Annotated in this window: 6 protein-coding genes and 1 pseudogene; 2 read left to right on the plus strand and 5 right to left on the minus strand. The window is 57.4% G+C overall.

Annotated features, from left to right (window positions below; genetic code table 11):
• Position 1 precedes the first annotated feature (1 nt).
• Both Q674_RS27750 and Q674_RS27755 read right to left on the minus strand, forming a co-directional pair.
• A complete protein-coding gene (locus Q674_RS27750) occupies positions 2-1,096 on the minus strand; it encodes an efflux RND transporter periplasmic adaptor subunit (RefSeq protein ID WP_023008492.1) in 1,095 nt (364 codons plus the stop codon).
• 23 nt (positions 1,097-1,119) lie between these two features.
• Positions 1,120-1,632 carry a DUF3833 domain-containing protein gene (locus tag Q674_RS27755; RefSeq protein WP_374730301.1) on the minus strand — a complete coding sequence of 171 codons (513 nt, stop codon included), beginning with the start codon at positions 1,630-1,632 and terminating at the stop codon, positions 1,120-1,122.
• A 310-nt stretch (positions 1,633-1,942) separates the two neighbouring features.
• Between Q674_RS27755 and Q674_RS27760 the strand changes: the two genes are divergently transcribed.
• Positions 1,943-3,763: an acyl-CoA dehydrogenase C-terminal domain-containing protein gene (locus tag Q674_RS27760; RefSeq protein WP_014423148.1), complete on the plus strand. Its 1,821-nt coding sequence runs from the start codon at positions 1,943-1,945 to the stop codon at positions 3,761-3,763.
• A 195-nt stretch (positions 3,764-3,958) separates the two neighbouring features.
• On the plus strand, positions 3,959-4,894 hold the full coding sequence (gene thpD / locus Q674_RS27765; RefSeq protein WP_023008494.1) for an ectoine hydroxylase: 936 nt from the start codon (positions 3,959-3,961) through the stop codon (positions 4,892-4,894).
• Between the two features lie 67 nt (positions 4,895-4,961).
• Here the strand turns inward: thpD and Q674_RS27770 are convergent, their stop codons facing one another.
• The 3 genes and pseudogenes from Q674_RS27770 to Q674_RS41435 form a co-directional block, all read right to left on the minus strand.
• A complete protein-coding gene (locus Q674_RS27770) occupies positions 4,962-5,711 on the minus strand; it encodes a substrate-binding periplasmic protein (RefSeq protein WP_023008495.1) in 750 nt (249 codons plus the stop codon).
• A 128-nt stretch (positions 5,712-5,839) separates the two neighbouring features.
• Complete coding sequence (locus Q674_RS27775; RefSeq protein WP_023008496.1) at positions 5,840-6,499, minus strand: DUF2959 domain-containing protein; 660 nt, start codon at positions 6,497-6,499, stop codon at positions 5,840-5,842.
• A gap of 512 nt (positions 6,500-7,011) precedes the next feature.
• Positions 7,012-7,240: pseudogene (locus Q674_RS41435) on the minus strand (hypothetical protein); the annotation flags it as partial.

The raw sequence follows: 7,240 nt of genomic DNA on the forward strand, positions 1-7,240 counted from the left end.
ATCAGGACTCCACGGTCCGGGCAAACCGGTTTTCCGGAATCGCCTGGTCGTTACTCTGTACTTCAATGCGGTCGCCGGTACTCAGGCGATCCTGCCCGGTTACCACTACGGCGTCGTCCAGGGTCAGGCCGGAGGTAATTTCCACCAGACCGGGCATGCGCGAACCGGTCGCCACCGATACCCGGCGTGCCACGCCGTCTTCGGCAACAAACACATACTTGTCGTCGCCACGAATCATCACTGCCTGCTCCGGAATCACCAGCCCTTCCCGTTCCTGCAGGGTCAGTGACGCCGACATGAACTGGCCCGGCCGCAGACGACCGTCCGGATTATCGATAATGGCTCGCACCGACAGGGTTCGGCTCAATTCGCTGATGCGGGTGGCCAATTCCACCAGCTCTCCCCGGAAGACCTCGTCTGGGAATGCCGGCGAGGAGGCAATCACCGATTGGCCTACCCGAACCTGGCCGACAAAACGTTCCGGAACCGCAAAACCCATTTCCATACGATCGGTGGTGTCCAGCGTGGTAATGGTGGTGCCCGCTTGCAAATACGCCCCCACGCTGATGTCGCTCAGGCCCACCACACCGGAGAACGGCGCTTCAATGCGATGGTTTTCCAGCCGCACCCGGGCAGCCTGTCGCTGGGCTTCAGCCACACTCACGGCGGTGACCAGTTCATCCACCTGGGACTGGGACACGCTATTGTTGGAGCGCAAACGCTGGGCCCGCTCCAGTTGCCGCCTGGCATCGGCCAGCTGGGCTTCAATCACCTGGAGATCGGCACGGGCCTGACGATCGTCGAGACGTAACAGGACATCGCCCTGAGATACTTTCTGTCCGGGTTCGAGGTTGATCTGCACCACCCGACCGGTGACTTCGGTGGTCAGTTCCACGGCATTCAGTGCCTTGAGGTTGGCCACCGAACGAATCTCATCCCTGACCTGCTGCAATCTGGGCGCCACTGCACTGACTTTGCTGGCCCTCGGCTCCTCACCGGCCTGTTCTGTGGACGAGGAATCCATTGACAGAAAGAACACCGCACTTCCGGCACCCGCTGCAACCAGTACCACCGCAATCAGCCATTGCTTCCACATGGGTATCGCAAACCTTTCCGAGTTCAGTTCTGCGGGACAGCCCCGCTTTCATGTTTCTGAATCACCAACACCACTTCACCCACATCGACACCCCACTTGCTCATGGTGGTCTGGTTGATCAGGGTGTCGGGAGTAACCAGGTACATCCAGTCGTCCATCCGGACATCGATCGTGCCATCGCCGTATGCCACCCGCAGGACATAATTCATGTGTATGGCGTTGCCCTGCCAGCGCATGGTGCCGGCTTCCACCACGTCGCCGGCGCTGGCGTGATAGCTGCCGTTGTCCGGTGTCAGCGTCCAGATCCGGGTCTGGACCTCGCCGTCGTTGAAACGGAACACTTCATCCAGCGTACCGACACCGTTTTCATCCCAACTGGCCACAATGTCTGCGTCGAAGGTACGGATAACCTGGCCGGCGTAGTCCTTGACCACACCCCGGGCCGAAAGTTCGCCCCGGAAAAACTCCGAGGGCACCAGCTCCGGTGCCTGGCCCTGATAATCCTCCAGATTCGGCCCGGCACACCCTGCCAGCATCAGGGTCATTAACAGTATAAGACCACCGCTTCGAAGACCATGGAAAAGACCGGGGAAAGGCTGCGTTTGCATGACTTTTACACTCCTTGGCGACTACCGGATAGCAACAGAACGTTTACAGCATTACGGTCCCATGACCGTGCCCGATCAGTCCCCGGGCCCAACCGTCATTTCAGCCAATTGTCCATTCTGACATCAGCACCAGCGCTTTCCGTCAATGGCAGCCCGCCGGGAATACCGTACAACTGCACACACAGTGGCCTTTCTGGCCCAACCAATTCCGGATGATCAATGCATGTGAGGACTGGCTATGCCTGTGTATAAAGCGCCCCTGAGGGACATGAAATTCCTGCTCAATGACGTATTCGATTACCCGCGGCACTACCAGACACTGGCCTCCGGTGAGAACGCCACGCCCGACATTGTCGACGCCATTCTGAGCGAATGCGGCCGTTTCTGCGAAGAGGTGCTGAGCCCGCTGTATCAGTCCGGCGACGAAGAAGGGTGCCACCTGGAAAACGGTGAAGTGATCACCCCAAAGGGCTATAAAGAAGCCTACGAGCAATATGTGATGGGCGGCTGGCAGGGCCTTTCGGCACCGGAGGAATTCGGGGGCCAGGGCCTGCCGGCCTCCATGGGCCTGCTGAAGCAGGAAATGATGGGCACCGCCAACTGGTCCTTTTCCATGTACCCGGGCCTGTCCCTGGGGGCCATGAACACCATCTATCTGCACGGCGATGAGCAGCAGCAACAGACTTATCTGGCGCCGCTGACCGAAGGCCGCTGGGGCGGCACCATGTGCCTGACCGAGCCCCAGTGCGGTACCGACCTGGGCCAGGTCAAAACCCGGGCCGAACCCCAGGCCGACGGCAGCTACAAACTCACAGGCACCAAGATCTTCATTTCCTCAGGTGAGCACGATCTGACCGAAAACATCGTTCACATCGTGCTGGCCCGTCTGCCGGATGCCCCGAAAGGCACCAAAGGCATCAGCCTGTTTATCGTGCCCAAGTTCCTGCCCGATGCCCAGGGCGGTGTCGGTGAGCGCAACGCCGTCAGTTGCGGCGCGCTGGAGAAGAAAATGGGCATCAAGGCTTCGGCCACCTGTGTGATGAATTTCGATGGCGCCACCGGCTATCTGATCGGCCCGGAGAATCAGGGCCTGGAGTGCATGTTCACCTTTATGAACACAGCCCGCATCGGTACGGCAATTCAGGGGGTTGGCCCCGCCGAGCTGTCCTATCAGTGGGCTCTGGATTACGCCAGGGAGCGCCGTTCCATGCGGGCGCTGTCCGGCAAGAAAGAGCCGGATGAGGTTGCAGACAGCCTGATTCACCATGCCGATGTCCGGCGTATGCTGCTGACCCAGAAAGCCATCGCGGAAGGCGGCCGCTCCATGCTCTATTACGCCGCCAAGATCGCGGACCATATGGTGGAAGCGCATACCGCAGGCGATACCGCCAAGGTTGAGAAATATGACGACAAACTCGGCTTCCTGACGCCAATCCTTAAGGGATTCCTGACCGAGCTGGGCTGTGAGGCCACCAACCTGGGCATGCAGGTGTTCGGCGGTCATGGCTACATCCGCGAACACGGTATGGAGCAGATTGTCCGGGATACCCGTATTGCCACCCTGTACGAAGGTACAACCGGCATCCAGGCGCTGGACCTGCTCGGGCGCAAGGTCTTGCTGATGACCCAGGGCGGAGCAGTGCGGGAATTCACCCTCAAGGTGGCCAATTTTGCCCGCAAGCACCTGACCAACAAACAACTGCGGCCGATGGCGGTGGAGCTGCTGAAACTGACCGCCCAGTGGAACCTGCTGACCGTGCGCGTGATGCTGGCAGCACGCAAGGATCGCGACGTGGTCAGCGCCGCCGCCAACGACTTCCTGATGTACAGCGGCTACGTGACCATGGCGTATATGTGGCTACGCCAGGCGGCGGTGGCCAGCGATAAACTGGAAAACGGCGGCGATGAATCTGACGCCTTTTACCGCACCAAGCTGGCGACCGCCGAGTTCTATTATGAGCGCTTGCTGCCCCGGGCCCAGGCCCACGCCACCAGCATGCTGAGCCCGACCCGCAACCTCATGCAGGTGGCGCCGGAAGAGATGGCCTTTACCGGTTAACCTCCGGTATTTTCCCGTCCCGGGCGCTGCCCGGGACATTTTTGCCTGTTCATGACCATCCGGAAACCGGGGTTGAAATCCCGTTGATACGACCTCAACTTTCCCCCTGCCTTACCACTTTTCTCACAATGCACTGAGGTTTAACGACTTTTAGAGACATCACCATTCTCGCGTATAAAAGAAGGAGGTTCGAAAATGGACAATCGTACTGACGACTTTTATCCCACCCGCCTCGAGCGCCCGGCAGAGAGTTTCGAGCGCAAGGACCCGGTTATCCACAGCCAGGGAACCGACCGCCACAATGGGCCGCTGAGCGAAACCGAACTGGCCCGGTATGAACGGGACGGCTTTCTGGTATTCAACAACTTTCTGGATCAGGAAACCGTCAAACGTTTCCGGGACGACCTGCGAGCCTATGAGAATGACGACAGCATCCTGCGTTCCGAAGGCACTATTACCGAGCCGGGCAAGCAGGAAATCCGCTCCATCTTCGGGATCCATGAGCTGTCTGATCGCTTCGACCGGCTGACCCGGGATACCCGCCTGCTGGATATGGTGCACCAGCTGCTGGGCAGTGATGCCTACATCCACCAGTCCCGCATCAATTTCAAACCCGGTTTCCACGGCAAGGGCTTTGACTGGCATTCGGATTTCGAGACCTGGCACGCCGAGGATGGTATGCCCCGAATGCGGGCCGTCAGCTTTTCCATCGCCCTTACCGACAACACACCATTCAACGGCCCGTTGATGCTGATTCCCGGCTCTCACAAGACGTTTGTGCCCTGTGTCGGCCGCACGCCCGAGGACAACTATCAGTCCTCCCTGAAAAAACAGGAACTGGGGGTGCCTAACGAGCAGGACCTGCAGAAGATGGCCGATCAGTTCGGCATCCAGGCGCCTACCGGGCCAGCGGGCTCTCTGATCATATTCGAGTGCAACACGTTGCATGCCTCCAATGCCAATATGTCACCCTGGCCCCGCAGCAATCTGTTCTTCGTCTACAACAGTGTGGAAAACCGTCTGGAACAGCCATTCTGCGGCAACAAACCGCGGCCCGACTTTCTGGGTAATCGCAGCCATACCGAGGCCCTGCGCCCGGTTCGTTCACCGGATCTGCGCCGCACCGGTTAAGCGATGGCCCAATAACGAAAAAGGGGAAGCCACAGGCTTCCCCTTTTGTAACGGATCAAAACTCTGATCAGAGACCGTACTTGGTCTCAATAGCCTCGTAGATTCCGTTGTTCTTGATGGTTTCCAGGCCCTGATTCAGTTTCTGGATCACCTCGTCCGGCGTTTCCATGTTCATGGCCAGGTACAGTTCGGTCTTGTTGAACGAATACACCGGAACCAGCCCTTCCACATCCTGCTGGGAGGCAAAATAGGGCCCGGCCAGCTGGTCCGCAATCCAGAGGTCAACCTGCCCCAGTTCCAGACGCTTCGGGTTCAGATCGTCGCTTTCCATCTCCGAGACCTTATAGCCGCGCTCCAGCAGGTATTCGGTCATGACATCACCGCGATAACCGGCATACAGCAAGCCACGGGTATCTTCCAGATCGTCAATCTGCAGATTGGTACCGGCCGGGGCAAAGATGGTCCACAGGTTGTTGGCCAGTGGCCCCACCCACTTGAACTGGGGCGCCCGGCTTTCGGTATAGGTGGTGCAGAAAATGCCGTGGTTCTTCTTGTTCAGGGCCCGGTTGTAACCGTAATCCCAGTTCCGAAGCTTGATCACATGGTCCAGCCCGGACGCCTGCAGCACCGCTTTCACCATCTCGGTACACAGACCATCAATTCCATCGCCGTTGTGCTCAAACGCACGGCCGGTGGAACTCATGTTGTACGGGGGAAAGTTCTCAGTGTAGATGTAGAGTTTGTCTGAGCCCAGGGCGGGCACAGAAACGCCGGCAAACACCAGCGTGGCAGCGAACAGGCAGGCCAACTTGCGCACGGGTTATCTCCTTTACCACGAATGACTTAGTCCGCTGCACAGGCAGCGGCACAATGAGACAGTGGTGGAGTTTACCCGAGCTTTTGACGTTGTTTTACAGATAAACTGTTTGTTTTCGTAAGGAACCGCTATTGCCGGAAACGCTGGATAAACGCTTCCGATTCGGCAATGGAGGCTTCCATGTTGCGGATCAGGGTATCCACATCGCTGCGAATACGGCCCAGTTCATTTTCCAGCGCACCGATAGCCTGGGCATTCAGGTTGTGTTTCAGATACAGCATCTGATCCTCAAAGGCCTGCAGCACCGGCTCCATGCGCGCTTCGGCCTGATGCATCCGGCGAATCAGCTGGTCATATTGGCTGCGGGTTTCCCGCAGTTGTTGCTCGCTGCTCCGGCGCAGGGAGGCGCTTTCGTACCGGTCCAGCTCGGCTTCCCATTCCGCAAACAGAGCCTGGGAAACACCTTCAACCGCATCGATGCGGTCACGCACCTCCTCGGCAGCGTCCTCACTGTCTTCATAGGCATCCCGGACTTCTTCGTATTTGGTCTTGAGCTCGGTATCCGGGGTATCCACCACACTCTGGAACCGTGCCAGGGATGAGCGGAAGGTTTCCTGTGCATCACTCTGGGCATCCCGCGCTTCGCCCACCCGGTCGACCAGAATATCGCGTTTTTCAAACCCCAGTTTTTCCATGGCGTTGTAATAAACGGTACTGCAGCCAGACATCAGGGCAGCGGCCATCAGAGCCATAAGCCAAGAGGTGGAGCGGGTAAGAGAGTTGGTCATGGTGAGTCCTTGTTATTTTCCGATGCAAAAAGTAAAGAGATATTGAATATCAATAGCTTGCCTGACCTTCGGGGTTCACTCGGGGGACAAGTGAAGAAAATTGTGTTTTCTTGAGGTAAATCATACTTCAGCAGCGGATTGAACACTTCTCTGCCATCGTAACACTAGGCTCCCGAGAAGCTATGCTCTCCTGAATTCAAGCTCAGTCCCGCAGGTTTACTGTAATTACGGTAATTACAGTAACCGGCTATACCTTGGGCTGCGCCTTGCAGCGATACATGATGGCCAGGCTGGATTCATCGAATTACACTACTCTCCAAACCTCTTAATAAGAGCTAGATCATGGCAGCCGACTACGCCAGAGTAAATCCAACAACCCTGACCTGGGCCCGTGAGAGGGCACAGTGCCATAGTTAAGATCTCTAATATCTGTGATGCTTTGGTGTGCCCTACATCACCACATTCCAGCTTTTAAACCGCCTCGACGCCAAATTTGTTCTGGGCCAATAAGCCTACCAGTAGTGATAACCCGGTGCCTGAGACTCCGGCCCATCCAGCACAGCATCAGAAACTGGCACCAATGGATCACGACAGTCAGCTTTCAATCTGGCCCAATCAATCCAGGCTTGCAGCTCTTGCGTCATCTCACCTTTTGCCTCAGCAGAATTTTCAACAGCTTCGGTGTAACGCCGCAACCTTTCAGCATCGGCCCAACGGACTTTAGGGAGGCTCTGAATAAGT

Source organism: Marinobacter sp. EVN1 (assembly GCF_000475375.1).
Classification (GTDB): Bacteria; Pseudomonadota; Gammaproteobacteria; order Pseudomonadales; family Oleiphilaceae; genus Marinobacter; species Marinobacter nauticus.